The sequence below is a fragment of the Bacillus sp. RB3 genome (genome assembly GCF_030164735.1).
Classification (GTDB): Bacteria; Bacillota; Bacilli; order Bacillales; family Bacillaceae_G; genus Bacillus_A; species Bacillus_A cereus.
This window is the reverse complement of sequence record NZ_JASNGE010000022.1, coordinates 1-24,721: the sequence shown is the minus strand read 5'-3', so window position 1 is coordinate 24,721 and position 24,721 is coordinate 1. Positions and strand designations below refer to the sequence as shown.

Sequence of the window (24,721 nt, the reverse complement as noted above, 5' to 3'; positions counted from 1 at the left end):
AATGAATTTGACACTTTCAGTTTAAAGCTAATTCAATAAGTGATAAAAAAATAAAAGAATTAGATTCTAAATTTCCTTTGATAATCATTTAATGTATCTTGTTGGATTCCTATATATCTTAAAGTCTCTTTCTGATCTGTATGATTTAACATTTGTTGTAAGGCAACCACATCTTTAAACTGTTTATAATGATGGTACCCATATGTCTTTCTAAGCGAATGAGTTCCAATACGCTCTAATCCAAATTCTTGTGCTGCCTGATTCAATATGACATATGCCATCGATCTTGTAATAGGCCTGTTCTTTCCATTCCTACTTTTAATGAGAAATTCATTCTTCGGCTTTCCTTTTGTATAATCCCTTAATGCCTTCTTTAAATCAGAAGGCATCTTCACATCTTTAATCTTATTAGTTTTCTTTTCACGAATAAAAATATTCCACCCTTCAACATCACGTACTCGCAAACGTAGAATATCTGAAATGCGTAATCCTGTATTAATGCCAAGAAGGAACAGAATGTAATTACGTTCATTCTGCTCCTTAAAATATTCTTTTAGTTCTTTAATCATTTCTTTATCTCGAATCGGCTGTACAATGTTCATACACTTTGCCCCTCTTTTTGTCTACGTGTTTTTAGATATACCTCTTTCTTTAGATTGAAAGCTAAACGTAATATCGCACGTCCTTTTAACTTATAATACTTTGTTTTACCTATACCTAAATCCATCCAGATATCGGGATCATATCCAATATCGTCTTCCATATAAAATTTTACGATGACCTCTCGTTCATCATCTCTTAAGCGATTCACAGCATCATACAACCAACTCATAAATTCATTTCTTTCTTGTTCATACTCAATTCTTTCAATTGCAATATTTTCAGTTGAACTATTAAACTCGTTTGTAATTGATGGAGGAACAATAGAATATGAAGGTGTCACTTTTGGCAGCATATCACATGGCATTGTTGCTAAATATGTACGATACTCGTTGAATACTTTTTCAATTTCTTGTTTTGTTCTTTTCCCATCCACAATTGGCATTTTAAATGATAATTGTTTATTCATATTAGATTCCTCCATTATTATTATTTTTGTCTTACTGCTCCACGTCTGCGTTCATAACGTGGTCCATGAACTCCCATTAACTCTTCAATTTCACGAGTGCTAAATTTCTCTTTTCGTTTTTTATTCTTTTTCTTCTTTGTTTGATTCGATTGCTTTTTCCATTCGCGTAACTGACCCTTTAACCCCTTCATTTCCCCATCTCCCTTTTCAAAATAAAAAGGACACCTATTCCTAAAACAGCTTTAATTGCTGCTTTAATGAATTGGTGTCCTCTAGTTTTCTAGCCGGACTATATTCGAATGTTATTTTAAATATCCCAATAATCACTATTAACATCATTAGTATATTTGCTGATTTCCTTCTCTTTTCCACACTTTTCACATTTATAATAACTAACTATCCCCATCTTACCAGTTTTAAAATCTTCATTGTCATGACTTTTAATAAGTTTATATCTATGTATACATTTAGGTTCTTTTAATTTATCTAACCAATTTCCTAACATAAATTAATTCCTTTCCTCTCGAAGATATTCTTTCTATTCCCATCCTCTTAAGAATACCTTAGAAAAGATTTCCAATCAATGAAACGTGGTAACCTGTTTTTCTATAAACAAAAGGATTATTTTGTTAAAAAATTCATTCCAATTTATAACCACTATCTTTTTCTTATATTTTCCATTAAAATTTAATAAAAATATTTTAATAACAAAGGAGCAACCTATGAAGCATAATATAAATCTATGGTCTTTTATTTTTTCATTCGTTTGCATTGCTTTTTTTCTTTTATATCTTGAAGTATGCACACCTGAAATGAATGCGTCATTTATAAATATCGTTTATTTTCACCCTTTATTTTTTGTACTCATTTTTTCAATAGGAACTTTTTTTGCTGGTATTAAAGGATTCTCTAAAGCAGGTAATTGGATAGCAATGCTTAGAAGCATAGTAACAGTTCTGCTAACATTGTTATTATCAGTGTTTTTAACACTAACTTTAATTGTTGGCTATGCATTAAGCTAAACATCGTTCCCTGTGAATAAAACTCAATATTCCGTCAATAATATAGATAGGCGATAGCCCAAACCCATTTAATGAAGTCCCTAGCCTTTCTCCTTGTTCCCCCTTGGAGAACCGAGCAGTTAGCTTTTGCTAACTGTTCTTTTATTTTCTGCAATTGGTTACACTTACCGGATGTTTTTAACGTAATATTAAGTTACGATATAAAAGAATAAAATATATTTGGCTGTTATACCATTACCCTAGGAAACTAGGGTTTTTTATTTCCATAAAATGAAATTTTCATTAAATTTCTTATACTTTATTTCTCAACCACAACGGATGGAATTATAATGAAATGAATGGTAATATATAGACATCTCAATTACGTTAGAGCTTGTTTCCTTGCAAGCTCTTTTTTTATTAAAATAGCGTTTTTGTTCAAATTTCTACTGTACTTATATACGCCCCTGTATATCCGAAAATAAAAATATAGTAAAATATATTTATAAGTTCGTTTAATACTTAAATCTATTGAGAACAGGAGGTCCGTATATGAATAAAAGACTTAATATGTTAATGAAAATCATGCCATTCCTAAGTGCACTTTTTATCTTAATTGGAATATCTATGGCAATATTCGCTGCATTAGATCATAACCACAGAATGCTCATGGGTTCACTATTCGTAATTGTACAAGCTGTACTTGTGATTACATATCTTAAGATGTTTAAAAAAATTGGTTTCTAAAACATTGAATACCAGCTGAAATGTTCATTAGATATACTTATCATTTCAGCTGTATTTTCCTATTCAAATAACGATTTTGTTAATATTTGATTCACTCTTTATTTTCAACTTCCATATACTTATACGGACTATAAAAAAATACACAATATAGTTCTTGGTCAAAGAGCGCCATACGCCCTAATGGCGCTCTTTTCTATTCAAATAAGAATTTTGTTTAGTTTCCTTGGTTTAAATGCACTTCTAAAATTCGTTTTTCGTTCCGAACCATTTCCAATGCTGATTCCAGATTGTGCTCCAATCTCTTTAAATCATCTATTCTATTTTCAACCTGTACAGTTGATACGAAATTGTATACATTTGCACCAATGGTACCGAAAGATAATTTCACTTTTGCTTTCGGATAGAACCCGCTCATGTGATCCCTTCTTTCTTTCAAATAACTATTTTGTTAAATTTCTAGATTCAAAAAGTACTAACTTTTTAAAATGACTTCATATACATTTATTGAATACATATAAAGGTTGTATAAAACCAAATAATTTAGGAGCTGATCAGTATGACAAGTAAACCACTAGTAATAACGCTTCCTCCTATATCAAAAACCAAAATTACTTTTTATTCTTCTTCTGGTGACGTAATTAACCACACTTTTTTTACAAACGAGACTTCAGAACCTATAGCAACGTTTGCACATTGTCCTATAGACTTTGAAAGATTTGAAACTAAAAGAATGCCGGTCCTTATAAAATAAGTTTCATCCTCCTTTACGAATAATCTTTTTCACATTACACATACTATCCTCAAGTCAGCTTCCCACAGCTACTCTCTTTTAAATCGGAGTTCGTTACACTCCGTATCGTTTGTTGCACGGCAGGTAACTTAGTCAATTACCTGCCATTTCCTATTCAAATAACGTTTTTGTTTAAAAATTGCACAGCCATAGAAAACATACATACAATACCATGCGGTATTTTTTTTCAATTTTAATTTTGGCCAGAGCACCTTTTTAGGTGCTCTTTAACTTTAAAATAAGGATTTTGTTATATTCCTTGCACTTTTAAATGAGACAAGCATATGTTGTAGTATAGTGTTTCATCACTTATATACACTTCCTTTTTTCAAGAGTACATATTCGATATGTACTCTTTTTGCATCACTATAAAATAACGCTTTGGTTAAACTACAGCCCCATCAATCAGAACAACAGTATCTTCATATTCATTAAATTGTTTTATAAGCTCATTCATTGAATCTATTGAACTTATTTCTGCCATTGTCTTTTTATATAAATTAATTGCTTCTGTGTATAACATAGGTGTAGGCGTTCCTGCTTCCTTTACTTCTTGTACACTGTTATAACCTACTATTTCATGGTATATTTCAAATGCCTTTTCTAGAGAATCTCTTCCTTCTTTTTCTTTTACAGCAATCAGTGCATAATAATCTTGTTTATTGAACTCATAGTAGTTCATTTCATTACCTCCAATTTCTTAATAAAATTCAAATTTTGTCTTACTTTACATCTACACGTGCTTGACTTGCTTCTCGACTAAAACCATCCGGATATCTTTTAGCTAATTTTGTAATATTCATTTGAGCGATATCTTCTAAGGTATATCCCATTTCATGAGACATGATTGAAATGTAGTACAAGATGTCTCCCAGCTCTAAAGCGATTTTATGCGTATTCCCTTCTTCTTCTCCTGGACAATGAGCCGGATCAAATCCATGACCATGGAAAATAGCTTTTTTTACAATATCAGCAACCTCACCAGATTCTCCTGAAAGTCCTAATGCCGCATTTAAAATACGTCCACCAAAATCCTGATTTGTACTCCATGTGCGTAATGCCGCTTCTTGATATTGATCTAATTCACAAATTTGATTGTTGTTCACTAAGGCTTGTCTTTCCTTTGATTTACTGATTAATTTAGTTACTTCCATAACACTGTTTTTCATTGCTTTCATTTTTATTTCCCCTTCCTATTTAGCAAATCCCTAATCCTATCGGACGATTTTCAATTAAATACTTATCAGCTTGATCTATTACAAGAAGCGCAACTTCCGCTTGGTGTCTCCTTAACGCTTTGGCCATCTTCGGTAAGCTCATACCTTGACTCCACATTTCACGAAAACGTACTACCTCTCTTTCATCCCAAATGAAGTTAGCTTCTTCTAAAGCGATGTATATTTTTAAACGTGATTCCTTCATCGCTTCATGATTTCTTGCTACACTCATAAGCGAACCTACTTTCTAAAAATGATTATTTTATCTTTTCAGTAAACTTAGTATCCACACGATCAACTTTACCGTTTACCCAAACCGCAACTTGCTCACCAAATCCGCTCATTGGTGGATTTACCGCTGTGACATTTCCGTCCTTCACTATTAAAAGTTTGTTGCTACTAACATCAATTTCTATTTTTTTCATATGTCCCTCTCCCTTTTATTACCGCATGTACTCGACAACATCAGGTTTAAATCCACTTCCTAAGTAAATTCGTACCGGAATTATTTCTCTTTTATCCCTTGCTGCCTTACACAATTCTTCAGCTGTATCCCAATTAAAAAACTTATCTACAGCTCGTTGAAACCTCCAAATTGCCATTACATATTGTTCAAAGATGTCATAACGATCATCTTGTTTAGTCGTGCGTGGTAATTCATCTGTACACTTTGCATTTCTTGGGACTTGAACACGTACATCTGCATATGTAACGCGTCCAGTTCCTTTTTTTACATTTGCTTTCATTACATCAAACTCGCAAATCGCTGGCTCTACATCGAAAATATTTAGTTGCTTAGCCATGTGCCATCCCACTCTTTTCAAGAATGTCTAGTAATTCAATTGCTCCTTCCTTACTTAAAAACATTCGTCCGTCCAACAATTCCATGTTCGATTCAGAAACTTCACCTGTTACAAAGCATGACTTTTCTTGTTTTCTTAAAATGACGCTTTCCCCATCAACATGAAAGTTTAGTGCTGTTCCTTCAGCAATCCCCAAAGTTCTGCGTAACTCAACTGGAATTACTACACGCCCTAGTTCGTCCACTTTTCTTGCAACACCTGTATTTTTCATAGCTTTCTCCCCCTTGTTAACTAACTTTTTGTTGTTTCTTATGTTGTAGCTCTTGTTTCATTGATTCGAATTTGATTAACCATGCTTGCCAACGCTTATCATTTTCTGCTTGCTGTTGCTTTGCTACTTCACAGTTACAACCTTCCGTTAGAATTACACCCAGATAAGTTTCTTTACGAATAATTCCTGTATCATGGCATAATGCACACATCTTTATTTCCTCCTTTTACGCTTCTACAAATCTTTGTAAACGTTGCTTTGCTATCTCTCTTCTATAACTAGCGGCTTCATTTTTTACAGTTAGACTTGTTTCAACCATTCGGTCATATGAACGTTTGCCAACTTGGTTTTTCAGCTCTTTTGGTTCCAAATTACTCGTATATAAAGTAGGAAGTTCTTTTCTGTACCGACCATCAATGATATTGAATAATTTTTCTTCTACCCATTCCGTAGTTTTTTCTGCTCCAATATCATCTAATATAAGTAAGTCGCATTCTAAAAGAGCTCTCATGATTTGCGTTTCATTTTCTTTATTTTCACTATTGAATGTGCTTCGAATTCGTTGTAACAATTCTGGAACACTTTGAAACACGACAATGTATCCTTTTTTAGAAAGTTCATTTACAATTGCGGCTGCTAGGTGTGTTTTGCCATTACCAGGTTCTCCCCAAAGCAGTAACGATTCACCGTTCCATTCTTTAAATGTCTTCACGTATTTCACTGCAACTTTATAAGCTGTCTCTGATCCATTTCTATCTAGAAACGATTCAAATGTACTTTTAGAAAATCTTTCTCCTAAATTACTGATGCTGAACAATTTTTCTATCTCTCGTTTTTTAGCAAAGTTTTGAGCTTCACGTATTTTTGCTTCTTCACTTTCTACAACACACTCACATGTAGGAAGTATTTTGTTTTTAATACGTAGCTGCGGAACTTCCACAGTAATTGCGGCGATATATTTCTTACAGTGTTCGCATGTATACCCTTCTGTTTCTTCACTACAAGCCGATGTATTCACTATCCGAGTCATCACTCTTCCGATTGATTCCGACACGTTTTTTCACTCCTTTATTTCGTTGATATTCCGCCTCTAAAGCTTCAACATCTGTTAAAGTCTTCACGTTATTGTTAACCCACTGTTTTAAAATGCCCTCAGCATAATTCCATTTCTTCTGCTGTTTCAAAGCACGTTCCATAGCTGCTTGTACTAGTTCTTCGCTTGTATCATTTACCCATTGAGCGATACTTTCGGCTATGAATGAATTTAAAATACCGAAATTATTTTCGTAGAAAGAGAAGATGTTACTACTACTTTGTATATTAGTAATTAGTTCTTTAGTATTTAGTTCTTTAGTACTTAGTAGCTTGGGATTTTCCACCGGTGGTTTTTCCACTGGTGGCTTTTCCACCACTGGGTCATTTTGCGGAACTTCATATATGATTGTTTCCCACTTAATAATTTTGTTATTATCATCTCTAACTGGAAATCTTTTAAGATACCCATATTCCTTTAATTCTTTCATTCCAGCTCTTAAGCTATCTAGCCCATCCTTTGCATGCCTAGATAATTCCTCTCTATAAAAAACCCAATCATCAGGAAGTGTAAGAATATATGCTAAAATCCCTTTTGCTTTCCAACTTAATCTTTTATCTTTAAGACCTGTATTATTTATTGTTGTGTAGTTCTTATCTTTATTAACTCGAAAAGTAGCCATTAATTTACCTCCTTGTACAAACCGCCACATATGCTTGTCCACTTTTGATTATTCGTTGAATTTCATAATGTGGATAACCAACCTTGAAATACTGTTCAATCATTTCCTTTAATTCATCATTGCTCTCTGCTAGGTTCCAGAATTTATTAGGTAATAGCACTTGATATTCAGTTAAACGCATGTACTATTTCCCTACTTTCCGTGATATACTTATAACAAGTCTTTTTTCATAAAGGACCCATTGCCGTGGGTCTTTTTATTTTGTTTTACGTCACTCCAAGCCCATCTTTTTATCGGTTCGTAAGTAATGTAAAGTACCAATACACTAAATGCGATAAACATTGCGAATGCTACTAATGATGTTGTATCTTCCACTAGATCACCTCCTTATCTTTCAGATAGCCATTGCAACAGAAACTCTTTAGCTTTTTGAGAGGGAAAGTACCATTTTGAACCAACTTTAAATTTTTGGAACCTTGGATCAAAGAAAAATTCTTTTTGAATTGTGTTCCAACTCATACATGTTCTTCTTTTTAATTCATTCGTGTCCCAAAATACTAACTCTGCATCGACAGTCCTTACTTTTTCTTCGACTTTTTCTAAGTAGATTTTTCTAACTTCTTTTTCATCAACTTGCACACTAATCATTTTTCACATCTCCTTTTCTATAAAGTATCTATTAAGAAATGAAATCATCTAATACAACAGGTCTTTTTGGCGGATACCACCCTGCGATAAATCGCATAGCATTTTGATAATATTTCCTTGGGATTTTATCGTACTTAGCTACACCAAAATGTCTTTTCAATGCGCCATATATTCCCTGATACGATGCATTGACATAACCTTCTTTTTTTAGTTCAAAAACACGTTGTTTTACTTTATGTTGCACAGCTCCTTTATGTTGCTCAGTAAGCCATAGTTCGTTATCTACTAAAAGTTTCATTTTGTTCATTTCTTCTTCCGCATGATCTTGTCGTGATTTCATTTGTTTTAGTTCAGTCATACTGTAGATAATTGCATCTTCAACACTTTTAGGTTGTTGCTGTACCTTTTGAATGTGTTCTTTCATCCGCTTGAATTCTTGTAAGAACTTAATCTTCATTTTCATTGCTTCTGGTGTTATGTAACTCATTGCAACAATCGCGAATGCATCTTCTGTAAGATTGAATTTTGGATACCATTGTTTATTTTGATAATGCTGGTATTGGGTAGGCTCAAAGTTGAGCTGCCCCCATTCCATTTCGTTTGCTTCAATCAATTTTTCCAGCTGAACCTCGATATCTCGAAGTACATTTTTATGTTCTTTTCCAAACATTTGAGCCATCGTTAAACTGTCTGTAACCACTTGATTTCTTTCTATAAAAACGAACTCACTTACTGGATGATAAGCAGCTTGTAATTGATTCATTTTCTTCTTCCTCCACTTCCTCAGTTGTCAATTTGACAACTTTTTGCGTAAAAAAAAGTTCATCTATTGATACTCCAAGCGCATTTGCTAAGGTAGGTATCTTTTCAGCATCTAATCTTCTTTTACCATTTTCTATGAAAGAAATAGCTGAAGCGTGGCTAAAATCAAGCTTCTTAGCTAATTTTTCTTGAGTAATATTCTTTTGTTTGCGAATATCTCGGACTCTACTTCCAAAAGTCATATCCGCTTCACCTCCTATCGTTGTCACTTTGACAACTTATTAACTTCATTATAGGTTGTCATTTCGTAAATGTAAACCCTATTTTGTCATTTTGTTAAATATTTTTTTACAGATAGTGAAAAGTTGTCAAAAAGTATATATACTGTAATTAAGCAAAAATTTTGCAATGCACAAGAAGACAGTGTAACACACCTTAAATTAAGGCAATGCACATTAGTAATGGGATATTATTTATAAAGGGGAATAATAAGATTATGAACTTAAACGAAAGATTGAAAGCGTGTCGTGAAAAGAAAGGTTATACGCAGACTTTCATCTCAGAAAAATTAGATGTGAATAAAGCAACTTTATCTAGTTATGAATCAGGAAGACGTAAACCTGATTACGAGACATTGACTAAATTAGCAGACATATACGAGGTTTCTATTGATTACTTATTAGGAAGATCGATGCATCAAAAATTAACAGTTAAAGAAACAGAAGAAATAAACAAAGAAACTAATGAATGGATGAAACTGATTAACCAACTTTCTGAGGACAACAAAGAGTTATTTAAATCAACAATACAAAACTTTATATCTAAAAATAAAACTCCGTGAGACTAATTATTGGCTACGGAGTTTTATTTTGTTCTTTTTCCTGTTCAACAAGTTCCTTTAATAAATCGCGTAAATGATTGACATTTCCCCCTTCAGCTTTTTCTATTAATAAAACTTGCGTTATCATTTCTTTCATTTGCCTTTCCCCCTGCATCCTCTTTTAGTTATACACATCATGGAAAGCTTTCGACCATTCGGTCATTTACTTTCCATCCCTTATAAAGCACGAATGACGCTATCTCTATGATAGCGTCATTCTTTATTTTCAGCCGCCTCCAGCACCCGGATCGACCATCATTCTATATTCAATTGGAGTTTGAGATTGTTTTGTTACCTCTTTATCATTTTTGATTGGCATGAAACCAATAGAAGCAATAATTGCTGCTGTTATTACTATTTTGATAGCCTTTAACTTCAAATAAAATCACTCCTTTTCATACCACAATTATATCATTTTAAGCACTCTCTTGGTAACCTGGAATAGAAAAAATCCCCTAACCTTTCAAAATCTTCTATTGATTCTTTGAAATAATTTTCTTCCCCAGTAGCTAGACCTTTATAATATTTTTGTATAGGACTTAGTTTTTTATTTTCTTTTTCTAATTCCTCTAACAATAATAAGGATTTCTCCTCACGTCCGGTTACAGCATATAAAAATGCTTCTTCAGCCTTATCTGTAGGTCTTATTTTTTCTAAATCAATTCTCCAATAAATCTTTAGGAAATTTAGAGTATTCTCTATTGCTTTTTTTCTTACTATACTTTTACGATTTGACGGAGAATCCAACGTTGATATCCCTTGTTCAAAATAATACTTAGCAATATTGTAATCCTCCAAGATATAAGTTTCACCTAAAATACAGTAAGCTAAAGCTTTCATGCACTCATATTTATTCAAAGGATCATTTACAATTTCAAAGCAATATTTTCTTGCTTGTTCTAAATCATTTGCGTGATGGTTACTTGTAGCTAACATCTCTTTTGCTCTTAATGTAAAAGATGTTTTCAAAGTTCCTTTTTTGATTTCATCAATATATGGCATCAATTGCTTTGTGTATTTTAAAACCATTTTGTGATCGTTAAAATCTAGATGTGAGTATATTAAAGCGAAATCAGAAATTATTTTCAGTTCATTAGTCGATATTTTTCGTGAATTTCGAAAATCATCTACCGCCCGAAAGAATTCGTGTTTATTTATAAATCCTTCATTACGTAACGCTAACAACTGATATACTTCTGCTACCTTTTTATTCAATCTCGCATTTTTATTCGTTTCTGTATTATTTTGGATCTTAGAAATTAAATGTTTTTGTAGTTCAAATTCTCCATACATATTTAATACTTCAAGTCCTAATCTTTCGTTATTGGGAGATAAGTCATTAAACGACTTCAACAATGACTCTCTTCGAAAATTAATATTCTTAGGCTCATATAATCGTAATATTTCAACATAGTGCATGAAATCAAATTTAGTCCCCTGAGAAAAATAGCTATTAACTGTCGTATGACTAACATTAAATAGCGCCGCTAATTTACGGTTGGTATAACCGTTAGACTTTAAATCTTCATGCATCTTTTCCAATAACAGTTTCATTTTGCTCCTCCTTGCCGGAACAAAAAGACACGTTATACCCATTTTTAACTTTTAAAGGAAAACGCGTCACTACATTCAAATGATGTGTTATAATTTATGTAAGACTTGCAGTAAGTGTTTTCCCTAGCCGGATTAGGGAAAGCGGTGTAATAGTGCGCTAACACTACTTATACACGCTGTGAGTCTTTTTTTACGTCCGTTTATTTTATTATTATCATAATATCACATTTTTTCCAAAATTCAGTCGTGTTGTTATCAGATAATTATTGAGAAAGTTGAAAAAGCGCTATATATCAACGTATCTCTGATTAAATAAAAATAAATATGCAATTATGCATTTAACGTATGAAGACCTCATATGCATATTTTACCATAAAACCGAACTTTTGTTCTATCTTATTTTGAAATATGACTAGATTTACTATCAATAAGAGTATAATAATTAATTTTGCAATTACCAAAAAAAGCCTGCTAAAACAAGCTTTTTTGATTTGGTTTATTTCATTATTCTTAGTTTTTATTTATAAATAAAAGAAAATCACTTGTATTTCTTTTATTTAGCAACCCAATTTTAATCTATCTTTAGTGTAGGAATTCCATGAATGAAGCAACCCATGTTCCATGAATGAAATTTAAAGTATCGCTATATTTCCCAGTTGCGGTATAATCATATAATTGTGGGGAGAAAGCACCAGTATAAGTTATAGAAGGAACCCAGTAAGATCCATGGGTAAAACCTAATGTTGTAAATGTAATCTCATTTGTAGTACGATTTATGAAACCGGATACGCTCCTCCCACCCATTACACCTGATACAGTGCCGTCACTTAAAATGAAAAAAATTCCCGATGTTGGAGTTGTATTTCCATCATGAAATAATCGTACATCATTTTTACTCCATATTGGAACATCTCTGAAAATGGTTTCATCTTTTAAATTATAGGTGGTGCTGTATGCTTGGGGATATGAATTATAAGGTTGTTGTCGCATAATAACACTCCTTCTTAGAAAATAATTATCGCTACAACATATGTGCAAAATAAAATTTATGTTACGCCGATCTTTTCCGCGGTATGTGCCTGAAAAAAGAGAATTCTTCAAATATCATTTGAGGCCCACCTCCCATGTCGTAACGAACAAGAACCAGTTCTTACTTCTTTAGTGCAAAAAATCGACTTTTTATTAAGTGAATTTTGAAACACCTATGAAAAACTGGTTTTAAAATCGTGGATTTTAAATATTTTAACTGAAAATTGGCTATTTAAAACCATCTCACTATGCCGCGGTAGTCAATTTACGAATAATCCAAAGGCTAATAATATAAATTAGCAACAATGTTTGTGAAGAATTATACTTCAACTAAAGGGTGCTTTAGTTGAATAAGCTAAAAAAGGACCAAAGTGGTCCTTTTTGATTTTTAATAAAATATTGAACTTGTTACAAACTGGTATATGAGTATATATACCGGTTTGTAACACTTACGAGATAAAGAATCGAGCTACGCTAATTCTTTATCTCGTTGTCTTCTGTTCAGCTTCACTGAACGAAGACATATATCACTTTATATTCAAGTTCCAAAAAAGAACTAAAATATAAAATGAGAATTTTATTAGATATTTTCATTTAATTCAATCAAACCTTTTAACTTTTCCCATAATTTACTTACAAAAATCGTAATTAATTGTAAAATTAATTTTAAGAAAGATTTTGAGTAACAAAGAAGGGAAAAATTAAAAATGACAATGATTTATGATAACAGACCTTTTGAGATTAATGTAACCTCAGATTTATTTGGCACACATTTCAAAGCAGATGCAATAAAAAATATGCTAGAAAATAATAATGATTATTTTGAAAAGAATAATATGATCGCTTTATACGGTGAATGGGGAAGCGGCAAAACTTCGGTAATGGAATACATAAATAAAAATATTACTAATTACAATGTTGTATTTTTTGAGGCATGGAAATATGAAAAGGATTCAAACCTTTCACTATCATTATTCGAAATGATTTTAGATAAAGTTGAAGCAGAAAAGGATGCTCTCGGACAAGTACTAGAAGATGCAAAACTAATTGGTAAAACACTTTTAAATTTCAGTAAAAATTTACTATTCAATTACAAAATATCTCTTTTAGGAATGACCGTTAATGTCGATCAAGCTGCTAAAGATACTATAAAAGAGATGGATGAACTTATAGAAAGAACATCTTTTTACACAACTTTAAAAAAATTTAATACCTCTTATAACGAATTACTAGAGGCGTATTATGAAAAAACTGGTAAAAAATTATTAGTTTTTATTGATGATCTAGATAGATGTTCTCCTGAAAATGTATTGGATTTGATTTCATCAATAAAACATTTCTTTATTGATTCAGATAAAGTTGTTTATTTTTGTGGAGTAGATAAACATGCGGTTAGTAAAGCAATAAATATAAGGTATCAAAATATAATTAAGTCAGAGGAATACCTTGAAAAAGTGTTTGATGTAACATTTAATATGCCTGAAATTCAAAATATCGATAAACTTTTAGAAGATTTTATTTCACGGGTAAATCTATTTAGTCCAGTAACTGATGAGAATTTTAATTTTTTAAAACAGTTATTTTTACAAATAAAATTTACAAATCCAAGAAAGTTAAAAAAGTTATTTAATAAATATATATTTTTATGTACGTTAGATAAATCAAATAGTAGTGGGATATACTCATATATTCCCAAAGATTTTAGCAATCACGAGCCAGTACAAATGATATTTACATTATTTATTATTTTACTGCATGAATTTAATAGGGAAAATTTTGATCTCATATTTAATAATGAGTTCAAGATAGGAAAACTTAGAAATATATTTAACTTAGAGTCCGAATTTTATTCTAGTATAGATAATTCTACACTGCCGTTTAAGCATTATTTGAATTACTTAACATATAAATGGACCAATGAATCATTAATTGTCTCCAAATATATTGGTGATTCTATTAAATTGCAAGACGGGAATAACAGCCTCTTTGATTTGTTATTGTTATTTGCTCCTCTTGACATAAATGGAAATCCACCTTTTTTAGGCCAGCAAAGACGTTCAGAAAACCTTAGACAATTGCAAGCATTCGTGTATCAATTCCAAGCTTCAGAGGATAAAATTTTAAGTTCATTCAATTCACACATTTTAAATCTTTTTGTAAATAGCGATGATTTATCAGATGATCTAGAATTTGATGTTCATAGTTTAGTGAAAATGGTAAATTTTTATTTATAATAAAAAGGACCTAAATGGTCCTTTTTGTTATACCCCAGTGCCAGGTCCAAATAACTTTTGCTTACCCATTCCACCACCTGGTCCATATAAAGATGACCATCCTCCTGACTCAGCTGTTTCGTGACCACCTGAGTCACCAATAAAACTCTTCATCTTTCCATTCCCCTTTCTTATTCTGAATACAGAATCATTTTAGCACGTACGTTCTATATATGTAAGTTTTCTTTTACAGTAATTAGGTTAACATGCTATTATTCAATTACAGTTAATGTACAAGATATACACCTAAATGTATATTAGCTTAAACACATGAAAAGGAGGTTTCTTATGGCTAGCTTTAGAAAAGTAAGCAACGGTTGGCAATATAGGATTAAGTTCAAAGACCCCTATACTCACCAGTACAAAGAAAAGACTAAACGTGGCTTTAAAACAAAAAAAGAAGCTCAAATTGCGGCTGCTGAAGAAGAACAAAGGATATTGAATGGTTTTGAAATCGAAAACGTTCCAACATCTTTGAAGTACTTTTTAGAAGATTGGCTTAAATTGTACAAAGAAAATACCGTAAGAAAAAACACGTTCATCCTACACAAAAGAAACGTTGAAAAACACATCATCCCATATTTTAAAAATATAAATCTAAAAGATTTGAAACCGATGATGTATCAAAACTTTATTAATCATCTTACTGATCAAGGATACAGTAAGGGAACTGTAAAGATAATTCACCGAACTATGAATAATGCAATGTGTAAGGCTATTAGTTTAAAAAAGATTGGAACAAACCCTTGTGATGATGTTGTAATTTCAAATAAAAACCAAAAAAAAGAGGAAGGTCTCAAGTATATGCGTACAGAAGACATTCCACGATTCTTAAAAGCATCTTATCAATATAATTATATCTATTATATCTTTTTTAAGACACTTATCAATACTGGAATGCGAAAAGGTGAAGCTGCCGCTCTTCAATGGAGCGACATCGATTTTAAAGAACAAACCATAAATATTACAAAAACATTAGATTTTCATGCTAAGATGGGTGAAGAACTATTTGGTGATACAAAAACGTTTTCGTCCAGACGAACAATTATGATTCCAGCTCCACTTGCTAAAGATTTGTTAAATCATAAAAAATGGCAAAATGAAAATAAATTAGTATTACAAGAAAGCTATAAGCATGAATTGGATTTAATCTTCACCAGATCAGATGGTAACTTCTTACCAAAATCAACTTTATTCAATGCCTTTTCAAGAATTTTAAAAAAGGTAAACATACCTAGTCTTGATATCCACTCTCTAAGACATACACATGCTGTTTTATTATTAGAATCAGGCGCTAACTTAAAATATATACAAGAACGATTAGGTCATAAAAGTATTGAAATGACATCTAATGTCTATTCTCATATTAGTGACAAAATAAATAAAGACTCTATTTCTGAATTCGAAAAGTATATGAGCAATGTTTTAGAGTAGAATTTTTTTTGGTATTTTTCGTGGCTGTTTTGTGGCTGTTTTTCATTTTGCAACCACATAAAATTATAATAAGAGGGAAATAAAAAACCCTTGATACCAGTTGTATCAAGGGTTCAATCCTCTTAGTATAGAGACATATATTGATCGCGTTCCCATTGGTGAACTTGCGTTCTAAATATATCCCACTCAATCTCTTTCGCTTCGATGAAGTGCTCAAGTAAGTGTTCTCCTAGTGCACCGCATACTACTTCATTAGATTGTAATGTAACTAATGCTTGCGCTAATGTTGCTGGTAAGTCAACGATACCTGCTTCTTCGCGCTCTTCTTTTGTCATTACATAGATGTTACGATCTACTGCTGCTGGTGGAGTTAATTTGTTTTTAATTCCATCAAGACCTGCAGCTAATAATGTAGCCATTACTAAATATGGGTTTGCAGCTGGGTCAACACTACGTACTTCTACGCGTGTACTAATACCACGAGATGCAGGGATACGTACTAACGGACTACGGTTTTGTGCAGACCATGCTACGTAACAAGGCGCTTCATATCCAGGCACTAGACGTTTGTATGAGTTTACAGTTGGGTTTGCTATCGCTGTAAATGCTGGTGCATGTTTTAAAATACCTGCGATGAAGTGACGAGCATCATCACTTAATTGTAAGTCACCGTTTGCATCAAAGAATACGTTCTCACCATTTTTAAATAATGATAAGTTACAGTGCATACCTGAACCGTTCACACCGTATAGTGGTTTTGGCATAAACGTTGCGTGTAAACCATGTTTACGAGCAATTGTTTTTACAACAAGTTTGAATGTTTGAATGTCATCACATGAGCGAATTGCATTTGCATATTTAAAGTCAATTTCGTGCTGCCCTGGAGCAACCTCATGGTGAGATGCTTCAATTTCAAATCCCATTTCTTCAAGTTCAAGAACGATATCACGACGACAGTTTTCCCCTAGATCCATCGGCGCAAGGTCGAAGTATCCACCGTTATCGTTTAGTTCTAATGTTGGATTTCCTTTTTCATCAACCTTAAATAGGAAGAATTCTGGCTCTGGTCCAAGATTGAAGTCTGAAAATCCTAAAGCTTCCATTTCTTTTAACACACGTTTTAAGTTGTTACGTGGGTCTCCATCAAATGGAGTGCCATCTGCATTGTAAATATCACAGATTAGTCGAGCTACTTTACCTTTTTCAGCTGTCCAAGGGAAAATTACCCAAGTGTCTAAATCAGGATATAAATACATATCAGATTCTTCAATACGTACGAAACCTTCAATCGAAGATCCATCAAACATCATTTTGTTATCAAGAGCTTTCGTTAATTGTCTCACTGGAATCTCTACGTTTTTAATTACCCCTAAAAGGTCCGTAAATTGTAAACGGATATACTTTACATTCTCTTCTTTCGCCAAACGGAAAATATCTTCTTTTGTGTATCTAGACATTATAAATTCCTCCTTAGTCCCTCTAATCGCCTTCAGAATCAGTTATCTTTAGTGAAAAAATCTTGAAATGTCACCTTGTCGCAATGAAGTTCGATTGAATCTACCTGTATGTTGTAGTTCATCTCGAAGTATTTTGCGAAGCTCAGTTTTTGAAATTTCTTTCGTTTCTTCTTTTACTTTCACTGCTTCTGTTTGATTTTCTTTCATTAGTAACACTTGTTTAATACCAGCCATATTCAAGCCTTGATCTAACAAATCTTTAATTTCTAACAACTTATCTACATCGTTAAATGAAAATAATCTACGATTCCCCTTTGTACGGGTTGGAGAAACAAGATTATGCTCTTCATAGTAGCGAATTTGACGTGCAGACAATTGTGTTAAATCCATAACAATACCAATAGGAAACAGCGGGGCAGAACGTCTATCTTCTTTCATTTTTCAGTTCCTCCTTCGCCTTAACTGCTTCTCATTTTATACTATGTTATGTTTAGTGTCAATAGATGTTAGCTTTTCTTACATGATTTTTTATAATTTTTTTTATGAATTTTTTCATTCTTTTTTCTAATCGCATAAATCATTACTTTTATACGAAAAAAGCTGCCGAAATCGACAGCTTCCCCTTAAGAAATTGTTAATAATTCTTTTTCAATTAATGCATCAATTGCAGAACAAATCGCAATCTTCACATGTGAATAAGTTAACCCACCTTGGACGTAAGCAACATAAGGCGGACGAATTGGACCATCAGCAGACAATTCAATACTTGCACCTTGAATAAATGTTCCCGCAGCCATAATTACATCATCTTCATAGCCTGGCATATAGTTTGCATACGGAGTAAAATGCGAATTAATTGGAGATGCATATTGAATCGCTTGGCAGAAGGCAATCATACGGTCTTTATCATCAAATTGAACAGATTGAATTAAATCTGTTCTTGGTGCATTCCACGCTGGTGACGTGTTCATTCCTAACTTTTCTAAAAACGCAGCTGTAAAAATTGCACCTTTCAGCGCTTGTCCTGCAACATGTGGCGCTAAGAAGAACCCTTGATACATTTCTTGCAGACTGTATAAAGACGCTCCAGCTTCCGCGCCAATTCCCGGAGATGTTAAACGATATGCACACGCTTCAACATACTGTTCTTTCCCGACAATATAACCACCAGTTTTAACAATTCCGCCGCCCGGGTTTTTAATAAGCGAACCCGCCATTAAATCTGCACCAACATGACATGGCTCTTGCTCTTCAATAAACTCGCCATAACAGTTATCTACAAACACAACAACATCAGGTTTAATTTCTTTAACAAACGCGATCATCTCTTTAATTTGAGAAATAGTAAACGATGGACGAGTAGCATAACCTTTCGAGCGCTGAATACCGATCATTTTCGTATTATTATGAATCGCTGCTGCAACAGCCTCAAAATCAACAAGCCCAGCTTCAGTTAGCGGAACTGCATTGTAACCGATATTATATTCTTTAAATGAACCTACACCTTTCCCACGTACACCAACAATTTCCTCTAACGTATCATACGGTTTCCCAGTGATATACAATAACTCATCTCCCGGGCGTAAAATACCAAATAACGCTGTAGAGATAGCGTGAGTACCTGAAATAATTTGCGGACGAACAAGTCCAGCTTCCGCCCCAAATACATCAGCATACACTTTTTCTAACGTATCACGGCCAATATCATCATAACCATAACCTGTTGTCGGGATAAAATGCGAGTCACTAATTTTATGTTTACGAAAACTTTCTAATACACGAAACTGATTGCTTTCAATTACTTCATCCGCACGTTTATGTACTTCTGTAATCTGACTCTCTACTTCTTTTACGATTGGAGCAATTTTTTCTCCATTTTTCAAACGATCAAACATTTTTATTTTCTCCTTCTTCCACTAAAAATCTCTTTAATTGCACATTAAGCGATGAATGAGTAAAAATATACCCTGCACAATCATATACAAATTTATCTTCTAGAAACTCCATCTTTGCTAATAGAGTTTCCGTCTTTAAAAGCGTTAACAACTTACCTTCACTCGGAGGGATTTCCACTCGATAACGATCCATTTCTTTCTTCATCTTCGTTTCTATCGCTTCTTTTATACGCAATAAATCACTTTCTTCAAAAGCACTAGTCATTAAGAAATCACTTTTCGGAAACGGAATAAAGTTTTGATGTAATTCATCTTTTTTATTATATAACGTAATAACAGGAATATGGTTAATTTCAAGTTCTGATAATAATCTTTTTACTGTTTTTTCATGCCCTATGTAGTTAGGATCCGCGGAATCAACTACATGTAAAATGACATCTGCTTCCCCCGCTTCTTCCAGTGTTGAACGAAAAGCAGCGATTAATGAAGTAGGTAAATCTTGTATAAAACCAACAGTATCAGTTAGTAATACTGTATAACCAGAAGGTAACGGCATCTTCCTTGTCGTTGGGTCTAATGTTGCAAACAGAAGGTTTTCTTCAAACGTATCAGCTTCCGTTAATCTATTAAACAGTGTCGATTTCCCTGCATTTGTATACCCTATTAATGACACTTGAAATACTTTATTATCTTTTCTTCTCTCACGATATCTTTTTCGATGTTCCACAACAACTGCAAGTTGTTTCTTTATTTCATCAATACGCGATCGAATATGACGACGATCCGTCTCTAATTTCGTCTCACCCGGTCCTCTTGTTCCAATACCACCACCAAGACGCGATAAGGACAATCCTTGCCCCATAAGACGCGGCATTGTATATTGCAACTGAGCTAATTCTACTTGAAGCTTACCTTCCCTCGACTTCGCACGTTGCGCAAAAATATCCAGTATTAGTTGCGTTCGATCAATTACTCTCGCATCTAATACTGAGGATAAATTCCGAATTTGACTCGGCGTTAATTCATTATTAAATACAATAACATCCGGCTCTAACTCTTCAGTTAACATTGTAAGCTCTTCTAATTTCCCTTTACCTATGTAAGTTGCCGGATGAAACTTTGGTCGTTTTTGCGTTGTTGACACTAACAATTCTGCTCGTGCAGTCTTCGCTAGTGATGCAAGCTCTTTCATGGAATGCATAAATTTTTCATCATCATCTTGTGGCAATTGACAGCCTACTAATATGACTTTTTCTTTTTCTTCCATCAAATATGTTCACTCATCCTTTTCGAAATTTAAACCTTCTAATATAATAGCAGAGGAAGCACATTTCATCTAGTTAGCGGGGGAGAAAATTCATGGCATGGGAGATTTTTAGCATCATAGGCACAATCGCTTTCGCACTAAGCGGAGCCATTGTTGCAATGGAAGAGGATTATGATATTTTCGGGGTGTATATTTTAGGAATGGCAACCGCATTTGGGGGAGGTGCCCTTCGTAATTTATTAATCGGTTATCCGATTGTCGCGTTTTGGCAACAAGACATGTTATTCCAAATCGCACTTTTATCAATGACTATTATTTTTCTTTTTCCAAATAAGTTAATTAGACATTGGAAAAAGTGGGAAAATATCACTGACGCTATCGGCTTATCGGCATTTGCTGTACAAGGAGCATTATATGCCCAAAAATTAAATTTACCAATTAGCGCCACAATTGTAGCAGCTGTTTTAACTGGTATCGGCGGCGGTATCATTCGCGATCTTTTAGCCCGCAGAAAACCTCTCGTTCTTCGAGCTGAAGTATATGCCTTTTGGACAATTTTAGCAGGTTTCTTAATTGGAGCTCAAATTATTGTTAGCGATTGGGCTCTTTACATTCTATTCATTTTAATTGTTTGCTTCCGCATGGTTTCTATTCATTACAAATGGCATTTACCGCACAGACGTATCGAAACGAAAGAACGTTCAATGCATAAATAGCAATCTAACCTCTTTACATATCGTAAAGAGGTTTTTCTTTTCTAACGATTTTTTCTTTATATAATGTTTATACTAATTTTTAAAGTGAGGTGAATACAAATGACAAACCACGTTAATAAAGGAGCTCAAAAAAGCTCAGTAAATCAATTTGGACACGATCCTAATTCAGCACACGAAAAGAGCGCTAAAATGGAACACTTCCATAAAACACACCAAGAAAAAGCAAAAAAAGAGTAAACGAACTTATACACAAAAATTGACGCACAGTTTATGTACTGTGCGTCTCCTCTTCGAGCATCAAATCCATACTCGATATTCCAATTAAATCATTTTTATCATACGCATCTTCTTGCAACAACCGCATCGCCTGTGTACGAATTGATTTTTCAACAATATTCCGTACATATCGCCCATTACTAAACGATGTAATTTGCGACGAATACTTCACCGCATGTAAATGATCCCTAAATTTCCATTCAGCTTCTTTTGATAACTGATATTCACGATCTTCATACATTCTCTTCCCAATTTCCAATAGCTGATTTACCGAGTAATCCGCAAACTCAATAATAAATGGAAAACGAGATTGAAGCCCTGGATTTAATGAAAGAAAGTGATTCATCTCTCTTGAATATCCAGCTAAAATCAATACAAAACCATGTTGTTTATCTTCCATATGTTTTACAAGCGTATCAATTGCTTCTTTTCCAAAGTCCTTCTCTCCTCCTCGAGCTAAAGAATACGCCTCATCAATAAACAAAATACCTCCCATTGCTTTTTTTATTAAATCTCTTGTTTTTTGGGCTGTATGGCCGATGTACTCTCCTACAAGATCAGCACGTTCAGCTTCAACCAAGTGGCCTTTCGATAGAATATTCATCTCAAACAGCAATTTTCCTATCATTCTAGCAACAGTTGTCTTCCCTGTACCTGGATTCCCTTTAAACAGCATATGAAGTACTTGCTTCTCTGACTTCAATCCCTTTTCTTGTCTTTTTTTATTCACATAAATCCAAGCATATATTTCTTTTATTATCTTTTTTATATCCTCCATCCCAACAAGCTTCCCCATCTCTTCTTCAATTCTCTGCAGCATTTCATGTTTAATTGCAGTTTCATTTGAAATTACCGTTTTATTTTCTGCGGCTGGCAAAGAAATTTTCTTTCGATGGTTTAACACAATATTAATTTGATTGTTGTTTTTCTTTCGCATCGATTGTTCCATACAATCACCTCATTTTATCCACTCACCAAATATTATTATTCCTGTCCCCCTTGTAAATGCCTATTTTCAGAAAAGTTTGCTATAATATAAGAAATAATTAAGGTGGTGGGACTATGGAGACAACGGAATTCCATGATACAATACAAGCCTTTTCTATTTTTTTATTGAATAAAGGCCGAAAACCCTCAACTATTAAACGTTATGTTTATGACATTGAAGACTTCGGACATTGGTTAGAAAAAAACAAAAAGCTCTCTTCCAGTAATATATGGGCTACACTTTGTACAAAAGACTACGAAGATTACTTTTCCGATTTAAAAACGAATCGACATTACTCTGAAAAAACGATGCATCGTGTATTTATTGTACTAAATAGAATGCATCATTTTCTAAACATTCCTAATCCATTGAAGAATATGGAAATATCTATTCAACCAGACCGTACACTTCGTAACGAAGATTTCATTTCACCTGATGAAGAAAAAAGGTTAAAGTATATAGTCACTTCATTAGAAGGACTTTCAGAAAAACAACTTCCTGTGCGCCCCTTATTAATGGATCGCAATATTGCTATTTTAAATCTATTGATTGACTACGGTTTATCCTTACAGGAACTTACAGCATTAACAATGCATCACGTTCACTTTGAAACTAATACATTATCAATCCCAGCAACCGCAGGTGTAGAAAGAACAATTACATTAGCAAAAGAAGACAAAAAACAACTATATAATTATTACAAAAGCATCCCAGAACCAGTTCGTCCTAAATACCATAGTGATGATCCATTATTTGTCGCATTCGATTTTAACCGTGGAACATACAGGTGGGTATATGAAAATGATGCACCAAAGGCATTAACGGAAATTGCTATACAAAAAATGATTCGCCTCGAAGTGGCTAGAGCCAATTTACGTAAAGGAATTTCAGGACAACATTTTCGTAACACCTATATTTTAAACTTAATAAAAAAAGAAACTCCTGAATCAGAAATTATAAAACTCGCTGGATTCAAATCAAAAATTTCCTTAAAGCGATATTATCAATACGCAGAAAATAGAAAAAACGCCTTATTGTAAGGCGTTTTTTCTATTTTTTCTTTAAACAAACGATTTTACTATGACCATTTAACTAATTTCTGCATCTACTATGATGAGTTTCGTTCACATTTTCGTGAGAAAGGAGAGATTTAATGTCTCGTTATAACGACAATCAAAACAAATTCTCCAAACCATGCTTTCCAAGTAGCGCCGGACGAATCCCGAATACTCCATCAATCCCAATTACTAAAGCTCAACTTAGAACATTTCGTGCGATTATTATTGATTTAACAAAAATAATCCCAAAACTTTTCGCAAATCCATCTCCCCAAAATATTGAAGACCTAATCGATACATTGAACCTACTGAGTAAATTTATTTGTTCACTAGACGCTACTTCCTCCCTGAAAGCACAAGGGTTAGCTATTATTAAAAACTTAATAACTATATTAAGAAATCCAACCTTTGTAGCAAGCGCTGTATTTATTGAGCTTCAAAATCTCATTAACTATTTACTATACATTACAAAATTATTCCGAATTGACCCTTGCACACTTCAAGAGCTCCTTAAATTAATAGCAGCATTACAAACTGCTCTAGTTAATTCTGCTTCGTTCATTCAAGGACCTACCGGACCTACTGGACCAGCAGGCGCTACTGGTGCCACTGGGCCTCGAGGTAACACGGGCGCTACCGGCGCTACTGGGCCTCGAGGTAACACGGGCGCTACCGGCGCTACTGGGCCTCGAGGTAACACGGGCGCTACTGGCGCTACCGGTGCCACTGGACCTCAAGGTAACACGGGCGCTACTGGCGCTACCGGTGCCACTGGGCCTCGAGGTAACACGGGCGCTACTGGTGCCACTGGACCTCAAGGTAACACGGGCGCTACTGGCGCTACCGGTGCCACTGGGCCTCGAGGTAACAC

39 protein-coding genes are annotated in these 24,721 nt (G+C 33.7%); 10 read left to right on the top strand and 29 right to left on the bottom strand.

Features of this window, described 5'->3' with window-relative positions; translation table 11 throughout:
- Positions 1–59: 59 nt before the first annotated feature.
- From QO049_RS22330 to QO049_RS22315, 4 genes are all read right to left on the bottom strand, one after another.
- Positions 60–602, bottom strand: coding sequence for a site-specific integrase (locus QO049_RS22330; protein ID WP_001028525.1), 543 nt, complete (start codon positions 600–602; stop codon positions 60–62).
- Positions 599–1,069: an ArpU family phage packaging/lysis transcriptional regulator gene (locus QO049_RS22325; protein WP_284489481.1), complete on the bottom strand. Its 471-nt coding sequence runs from the start codon at positions 1,067–1,069 to the stop codon at positions 599–601. The genes QO049_RS22330 and QO049_RS22325 overlap by 4 nt, the downstream gene beginning before the upstream one ends.
- 20 nt (positions 1,070–1,089) lie before the next feature.
- Positions 1,090–1,260 (bottom strand): hypothetical protein, encoded by a 171-nt coding sequence (locus QO049_RS22320; RefSeq protein WP_284489480.1) that lies wholly within the window; start codon positions 1,258–1,260, stop codon positions 1,090–1,092.
- Between the two features lie 116 nt (positions 1,261–1,376).
- Complete coding sequence (locus QO049_RS22315; protein ID WP_029442413.1) at positions 1,377–1,574, bottom strand: hypothetical protein; 198 nt, start codon at positions 1,572–1,574, stop codon at positions 1,377–1,379.
- Between the two features lie 217 nt (positions 1,575–1,791).
- On the opposite strand from QO049_RS22315, the gene QO049_RS22310 reads away from it, so the two are divergent.
- Positions 1,792–2,091, top strand: coding sequence for a hypothetical protein (locus QO049_RS22310; RefSeq protein WP_088020183.1), 300 nt, complete (start codon positions 1,792–1,794; stop codon positions 2,089–2,091).
- Positions 2,092–2,622: 531 nt separating this feature from the next.
- Positions 2,623–2,817 carry a hypothetical protein gene (locus tag QO049_RS22305; protein WP_284489479.1) on the top strand — a complete coding sequence of 65 codons (195 nt, stop codon included), beginning with the start codon at positions 2,623–2,625 and terminating at the stop codon, positions 2,815–2,817.
- Between the two features lie 214 nt (positions 2,818–3,031).
- On the opposite strand, the gene QO049_RS22300 is transcribed toward QO049_RS22305, so the two are convergent.
- Positions 3,032–3,232, bottom strand: coding sequence for a hypothetical protein (locus QO049_RS22300; protein ID WP_284489478.1), 201 nt, complete (start codon positions 3,230–3,232; stop codon positions 3,032–3,034).
- A 141-nt stretch (positions 3,233–3,373) separates the two neighbouring features.
- On the opposite strand from QO049_RS22300, the gene QO049_RS22295 reads away from it, so the two are divergent.
- A complete protein-coding gene (locus tag QO049_RS22295; protein ID WP_130813789.1) occupies positions 3,374–3,568 on the top strand; it encodes a hypothetical protein in 195 nt (64 codons plus the stop codon).
- Between the two features lie 424 nt (positions 3,569–3,992).
- Here the strand turns inward: QO049_RS22295 and QO049_RS22290 are convergent, their stop codons facing one another.
- The 14 genes from QO049_RS22290 to QO049_RS22225 are packed head-to-tail and all read right to left on the bottom strand — an operon-like array spanning position 3,993 to position 9,265.
- The gene (locus QO049_RS22290) at positions 3,993–4,289 is read right to left on the bottom strand and encodes a hypothetical protein (protein ID WP_284489477.1); all 297 of its coding nucleotides are present in this window, start codon (positions 4,287–4,289) and stop codon (positions 3,993–3,995) included.
- Positions 4,290–4,329: 40 nt separating this feature from the next.
- Entirely contained in the window at positions 4,330–4,785 is a 456-nt protein-coding gene (locus QO049_RS22285; protein WP_284489476.1) for a nucleoside triphosphate pyrophosphohydrolase family protein, read from the bottom strand.
- A gap of 19 nt (positions 4,786–4,804) precedes the next feature.
- Positions 4,805–5,056, bottom strand: coding sequence for a helix-turn-helix domain containing protein (locus tag QO049_RS22280; RefSeq protein ID WP_199694611.1), 252 nt, complete (start codon positions 5,054–5,056; stop codon positions 4,805–4,807).
- 25 nt (positions 5,057–5,081) lie between these two features.
- On the bottom strand, positions 5,082–5,249 hold the full coding sequence (locus QO049_RS22275; protein WP_000717826.1) for a DUF3954 domain-containing protein: 168 nt from the start codon (positions 5,247–5,249) through the stop codon (positions 5,082–5,084).
- Positions 5,250–5,267: 18 nt separating this feature from the next.
- Complete coding sequence (locus QO049_RS22270; protein ID WP_284489475.1) at positions 5,268–5,627, bottom strand: cell division protein SepF; 360 nt, start codon at positions 5,625–5,627, stop codon at positions 5,268–5,270.
- Positions 5,620–5,898 carry an AbrB/MazE/SpoVT family DNA-binding domain-containing protein gene (locus QO049_RS22265; RefSeq protein ID WP_284489474.1) on the bottom strand — a complete coding sequence of 93 codons (279 nt, stop codon included), beginning with the start codon at positions 5,896–5,898 and terminating at the stop codon, positions 5,620–5,622. The genes QO049_RS22270 and QO049_RS22265 overlap by 8 nt, the downstream gene beginning before the upstream one ends.
- Positions 5,899–5,914: 16 nt before the next feature.
- Complete coding sequence (locus tag QO049_RS22260) at positions 5,915–6,109, bottom strand: hypothetical protein (protein WP_284489473.1); 195 nt, start codon at positions 6,107–6,109, stop codon at positions 5,915–5,917.
- Between the two features lie 15 nt (positions 6,110–6,124).
- Positions 6,125–6,928 (bottom strand): ATP-binding protein, encoded by an 804-nt coding sequence (locus tag QO049_RS22255; protein WP_284489505.1) that lies wholly within the window; start codon positions 6,926–6,928, stop codon positions 6,125–6,127.
- A complete protein-coding gene (locus tag QO049_RS22250; RefSeq protein WP_284489472.1) occupies positions 6,897–7,613 on the bottom strand; it encodes a DnaD domain-containing protein in 717 nt (238 codons plus the stop codon). The genes QO049_RS22255 and QO049_RS22250 overlap by 32 nt, the downstream gene beginning before the upstream one ends.
- 4 nt (positions 7,614–7,617) lie before the next feature.
- Positions 7,618–7,794: a hypothetical protein gene (locus QO049_RS22245; RefSeq protein WP_284489471.1), complete on the bottom strand. Its 177-nt coding sequence runs from the start codon at positions 7,792–7,794 to the stop codon at positions 7,618–7,620.
- A 29-nt stretch (positions 7,795–7,823) separates the two neighbouring features.
- Positions 7,824–7,988: a hypothetical protein gene (locus tag QO049_RS22240; protein ID WP_074562989.1), complete on the bottom strand. Its 165-nt coding sequence runs from the start codon at positions 7,986–7,988 to the stop codon at positions 7,824–7,826.
- Between the two features lie 12 nt (positions 7,989–8,000).
- The gene (locus tag QO049_RS22235) at positions 8,001–8,261 is read right to left on the bottom strand and encodes a group-specific protein (RefSeq protein WP_284489470.1); all 261 of its coding nucleotides are present in this window, start codon (positions 8,259–8,261) and stop codon (positions 8,001–8,003) included.
- Positions 8,262–8,292: 31 nt separating this feature from the next.
- Positions 8,293–9,024 (bottom strand): Rha family transcriptional regulator, encoded by a 732-nt coding sequence (locus tag QO049_RS22230; RefSeq protein ID WP_284489469.1) that lies wholly within the window; start codon positions 9,022–9,024, stop codon positions 8,293–8,295.
- A complete protein-coding gene (locus QO049_RS22225) occupies positions 8,987–9,265 on the bottom strand; it encodes a helix-turn-helix domain-containing protein (protein ID WP_284489468.1) in 279 nt (92 codons plus the stop codon). The genes QO049_RS22230 and QO049_RS22225 overlap by 38 nt, the downstream gene beginning before the upstream one ends.
- Before the next feature lie 254 nt (positions 9,266–9,519).
- Between QO049_RS22225 and QO049_RS22220 the strand changes: the two genes are divergently transcribed.
- Positions 9,520–9,864, top strand: coding sequence for a helix-turn-helix domain-containing protein (locus tag QO049_RS22220; protein ID WP_284489467.1), 345 nt, complete (start codon positions 9,520–9,522; stop codon positions 9,862–9,864).
- Between the two features lie 13 nt (positions 9,865–9,877).
- Here QO049_RS22220 and QO049_RS22215 read toward each other — a convergent pair whose 3' ends face one another.
- The 4 genes from QO049_RS22215 to QO049_RS22200 form a co-directional block, all read right to left on the bottom strand.
- Positions 9,878–10,000: a hypothetical protein gene (locus tag QO049_RS22215; protein ID WP_284489466.1), complete on the bottom strand. Its 123-nt coding sequence runs from the start codon at positions 9,998–10,000 to the stop codon at positions 9,878–9,880.
- Positions 10,001–10,129: 129 nt separating this feature from the next.
- On the bottom strand, positions 10,130–10,282 hold the full coding sequence (locus QO049_RS22210) for a hypothetical protein (RefSeq protein WP_284489465.1): 153 nt from the start codon (positions 10,280–10,282) through the stop codon (positions 10,130–10,132).
- A 32-nt stretch (positions 10,283–10,314) separates the two neighbouring features.
- On the bottom strand, positions 10,315–11,457 hold the full coding sequence (locus QO049_RS22205) for an AimR family lysis-lysogeny pheromone receptor (protein WP_284489464.1): 1,143 nt from the start codon (positions 11,455–11,457) through the stop codon (positions 10,315–10,317).
- A 582-nt stretch (positions 11,458–12,039) separates the two neighbouring features.
- On the bottom strand, positions 12,040–12,447 hold the full coding sequence (locus QO049_RS22200) for a hypothetical protein (RefSeq protein ID WP_284489463.1): 408 nt from the start codon (positions 12,445–12,447) through the stop codon (positions 12,040–12,042).
- A gap of 746 nt (positions 12,448–13,193) precedes the next feature.
- On the opposite strand from QO049_RS22200, the gene QO049_RS22195 reads away from it, so the two are divergent.
- On the top strand, positions 13,194–14,720 hold the full coding sequence (locus QO049_RS22195; RefSeq protein ID WP_284489462.1) for a KAP family P-loop NTPase fold protein: 1,527 nt from the start codon (positions 13,194–13,196) through the stop codon (positions 14,718–14,720).
- 27 nt (positions 14,721–14,747) lie between these two features.
- Here the strand turns inward: QO049_RS22195 and QO049_RS22190 are convergent, their stop codons facing one another.
- Positions 14,748–14,873 carry a hypothetical protein gene (locus tag QO049_RS22190; protein WP_284489461.1) on the bottom strand — a complete coding sequence of 42 codons (126 nt, stop codon included), beginning with the start codon at positions 14,871–14,873 and terminating at the stop codon, positions 14,748–14,750.
- Positions 14,874–15,047: 174 nt separating this feature from the next.
- On the opposite strand from QO049_RS22190, the gene QO049_RS22185 reads away from it, so the two are divergent.
- Entirely contained in the window at positions 15,048–16,193 is a 1,146-nt protein-coding gene (locus QO049_RS22185) for a tyrosine-type recombinase/integrase (protein ID WP_087949332.1), read from the top strand.
- 122 nt (positions 16,194–16,315) lie between these two features.
- On the opposite strand, the gene glnA is transcribed toward QO049_RS22185, so the two are convergent.
- The 4 genes from glnA to hflX form a co-directional block, all read right to left on the bottom strand.
- A complete protein-coding gene (gene glnA / locus QO049_RS22180) occupies positions 16,316–17,650 on the bottom strand; it encodes a type I glutamate--ammonia ligase (RefSeq protein ID WP_000092763.1) in 1,335 nt (444 codons plus the stop codon).
- Positions 17,651–17,698: 48 nt separating this feature from the next.
- Complete coding sequence (glnR, locus tag QO049_RS22175) at positions 17,699–18,088, bottom strand: transcriptional repressor GlnR (RefSeq protein WP_000656783.1); 390 nt, start codon at positions 18,086–18,088, stop codon at positions 17,699–17,701.
- 185 nt (positions 18,089–18,273) lie between these two features.
- Complete coding sequence (locus QO049_RS22170; protein WP_000460289.1) at positions 18,274–19,545, bottom strand: methionine gamma-lyase family protein; 1,272 nt, start codon at positions 19,543–19,545, stop codon at positions 18,274–18,276.
- Positions 19,538–20,812: a GTPase HflX gene (gene hflX / locus QO049_RS22165; RefSeq protein WP_000391395.1), complete on the bottom strand. Its 1,275-nt coding sequence runs from the start codon at positions 20,810–20,812 to the stop codon at positions 19,538–19,540. Before hflX ends, QO049_RS22170 begins: the two co-directional genes overlap by 8 nt.
- Positions 20,813–20,904: 92 nt before the next feature.
- On the opposite strand from hflX, the gene QO049_RS22160 reads away from it, so the two are divergent.
- Positions 20,905–21,528, top strand: a complete 624-nt coding sequence (locus tag QO049_RS22160; protein ID WP_000312267.1) for a trimeric intracellular cation channel family protein — start codon at positions 20,905–20,907, stop codon at positions 21,526–21,528.
- Positions 21,529–21,627: 99 nt separating this feature from the next.
- The gene (locus QO049_RS22155) at positions 21,628–21,765 is read left to right on the top strand and encodes a hypothetical protein (protein ID WP_000181501.1); all 138 of its coding nucleotides are present in this window, start codon (positions 21,628–21,630) and stop codon (positions 21,763–21,765) included.
- 31 nt (positions 21,766–21,796) lie between these two features.
- On the opposite strand, the gene spoVK is transcribed toward QO049_RS22155, so the two are convergent.
- Positions 21,797–22,753: a stage V sporulation protein K gene (spoVK, locus tag QO049_RS22150; RefSeq protein WP_000438175.1), complete on the bottom strand. Its 957-nt coding sequence runs from the start codon at positions 22,751–22,753 to the stop codon at positions 21,797–21,799.
- Positions 22,754–22,866: 113 nt separating this feature from the next.
- On the opposite strand from spoVK, the gene QO049_RS22145 reads away from it, so the two are divergent.
- Both QO049_RS22145 and QO049_RS22140 read left to right on the top strand, forming a co-directional pair.
- Positions 22,867–23,832 carry a tyrosine-type recombinase/integrase gene (locus tag QO049_RS22145; RefSeq protein WP_246960962.1) on the top strand — a complete coding sequence of 322 codons (966 nt, stop codon included), beginning with the start codon at positions 22,867–22,869 and terminating at the stop codon, positions 23,830–23,832.
- Positions 23,833–23,945: 113 nt separating this feature from the next.
- Positions 23,946–24,721 (top strand): collagen-like repeat preface domain-containing protein (locus tag QO049_RS22140; RefSeq protein WP_284489460.1); only part of this gene is annotated, 776 nt, incomplete at its 3' end.

Coding starts and splice junctions, on each gene's coding strand:
- QO049_RS22330 (WP_001028525.1), bottom strand. CDS start 602: ATGAACATTGTACAGCCGATTCGAGATAAAGAAATGATTAAAGAACTA.
- QO049_RS22325 (WP_284489481.1), bottom strand. CDS start 1,069: ATGAATAAACAATTATCATTTAAAATGCCAATTGTGGATGGGAAAAGA.
- QO049_RS22320 (WP_284489480.1), bottom strand. CDS start 1,260: ATGAAGGGGTTAAAGGGTCAGTTACGCGAATGGAAAAAGCAATCGAAT.
- QO049_RS22315 (WP_029442413.1), bottom strand. CDS start 1,574: ATGTTAGGAAATTGGTTAGATAAATTAAAAGAACCTAAATGTATACAT.
- QO049_RS22310 (WP_088020183.1), top strand. CDS start 1,792: ATGAAGCATAATATAAATCTATGGTCTTTTATTTTTTCATTCGTTTGC.
- QO049_RS22305 (WP_284489479.1), top strand. CDS start 2,623: ATGAATAAAAGACTTAATATGTTAATGAAAATCATGCCATTCCTAAGT.
- QO049_RS22300 (WP_284489478.1), bottom strand. CDS start 3,232: ATGAGCGGGTTCTATCCGAAAGCAAAAGTGAAATTATCTTTCGGTACC.
- QO049_RS22295 (WP_130813789.1), top strand. CDS start 3,374: ATGACAAGTAAACCACTAGTAATAACGCTTCCTCCTATATCAAAAACC.
- QO049_RS22290 (WP_284489477.1), bottom strand. CDS start 4,289: ATGAACTACTATGAGTTCAATAAACAAGATTATTATGCACTGATTGCT.
- QO049_RS22285 (WP_284489476.1), bottom strand. CDS start 4,785: ATGAAAGCAATGAAAAACAGTGTTATGGAAGTAACTAAATTAATCAGT.
- QO049_RS22280 (WP_199694611.1), bottom strand. CDS start 5,056: ATGAGTGTAGCAAGAAATCATGAAGCGATGAAGGAATCACGTTTAAAA.
- QO049_RS22275 (WP_000717826.1), bottom strand. CDS start 5,249: ATGAAAAAAATAGAAATTGATGTTAGTAGCAACAAACTTTTAATAGTG.
- QO049_RS22270 (WP_284489475.1), bottom strand. CDS start 5,627: ATGGCTAAGCAACTAAATATTTTCGATGTAGAGCCAGCGATTTGCGAG.
- QO049_RS22265 (WP_284489474.1), bottom strand. CDS start 5,898: ATGAAAAATACAGGTGTTGCAAGAAAAGTGGACGAACTAGGGCGTGTA.
- QO049_RS22260 (WP_284489473.1), bottom strand. CDS start 6,109: ATGTGTGCATTATGCCATGATACAGGAATTATTCGTAAAGAAACTTAT.
- QO049_RS22255 (WP_284489505.1), bottom strand. CDS start 6,928: ATGACTCGGATAGTGAATACATCGGCTTGTAGTGAAGAAACAGAAGGG.
- QO049_RS22250 (WP_284489472.1), bottom strand. CDS start 7,613: ATGGCTACTTTTCGAGTTAATAAAGATAAGAACTACACAACAATAAAT.
- QO049_RS22245 (WP_284489471.1), bottom strand. CDS start 7,794: ATGCGTTTAACTGAATATCAAGTGCTATTACCTAATAAATTCTGGAAC.
- QO049_RS22235 (WP_284489470.1), bottom strand. CDS start 8,261: ATGATTAGTGTGCAAGTTGATGAAAAAGAAGTTAGAAAAATCTACTTA.
- QO049_RS22230 (WP_284489469.1), bottom strand. CDS start 9,024: ATGAATCAATTACAAGCTGCTTATCATCCAGTAAGTGAGTTCGTTTTT.
- QO049_RS22225 (WP_284489468.1), bottom strand. CDS start 9,265: ATGACTTTTGGAAGTAGAGTCCGAGATATTCGCAAACAAAAGAATATT.
- QO049_RS22220 (WP_284489467.1), top strand. CDS start 9,520: ATGAACTTAAACGAAAGATTGAAAGCGTGTCGTGAAAAGAAAGGTTAT.
- QO049_RS22215 (WP_284489466.1), bottom strand. CDS start 10,000: ATGAAAGAAATGATAACGCAAGTTTTATTAATAGAAAAAGCTGAAGGG.
- QO049_RS22205 (WP_284489464.1), bottom strand. CDS start 11,457: ATGAAACTGTTATTGGAAAAGATGCATGAAGATTTAAAGTCTAACGGT.
- QO049_RS22200 (WP_284489463.1), bottom strand. CDS start 12,447: ATGCGACAACAACCTTATAATTCATATCCCCAAGCATACAGCACCACC.
- QO049_RS22195 (WP_284489462.1), top strand. CDS start 13,194: ATGACAATGATTTATGATAACAGACCTTTTGAGATTAATGTAACCTCA.
- QO049_RS22190 (WP_284489461.1), bottom strand. CDS start 14,873: ATGAAGAGTTTTATTGGTGACTCAGGTGGTCACGAAACAGCTGAGTCA.
- QO049_RS22185 (WP_087949332.1), top strand. CDS start 15,048: ATGGCTAGCTTTAGAAAAGTAAGCAACGGTTGGCAATATAGGATTAAG.
- glnA (WP_000092763.1), bottom strand. CDS start 17,650: ATGTCTAGATACACAAAAGAAGATATTTTCCGTTTGGCGAAAGAAGAG.
- glnR (WP_000656783.1), bottom strand. CDS start 18,088: ATGAAAGAAGATAGACGTTCTGCCCCGCTGTTTCCTATTGGTATTGTT.
- QO049_RS22170 (WP_000460289.1), bottom strand. CDS start 19,545: ATGTTTGATCGTTTGAAAAATGGAGAAAAAATTGCTCCAATCGTAAAA.
- hflX (WP_000391395.1), bottom strand. CDS start 20,812: ATGGAAGAAAAAGAAAAAGTCATATTAGTAGGCTGTCAATTGCCACAA.
- QO049_RS22160 (WP_000312267.1), top strand. CDS start 20,905: ATGGCATGGGAGATTTTTAGCATCATAGGCACAATCGCTTTCGCACTA.
- QO049_RS22155 (WP_000181501.1), top strand. CDS start 21,628: ATGACAAACCACGTTAATAAAGGAGCTCAAAAAAGCTCAGTAAATCAA.
- spoVK (WP_000438175.1), bottom strand. CDS start 22,753: ATGGAACAATCGATGCGAAAGAAAAACAACAATCAAATTAATATTGTG.
- QO049_RS22145 (WP_246960962.1), top strand. CDS start 22,867: ATGGAGACAACGGAATTCCATGATACAATACAAGCCTTTTCTATTTTT.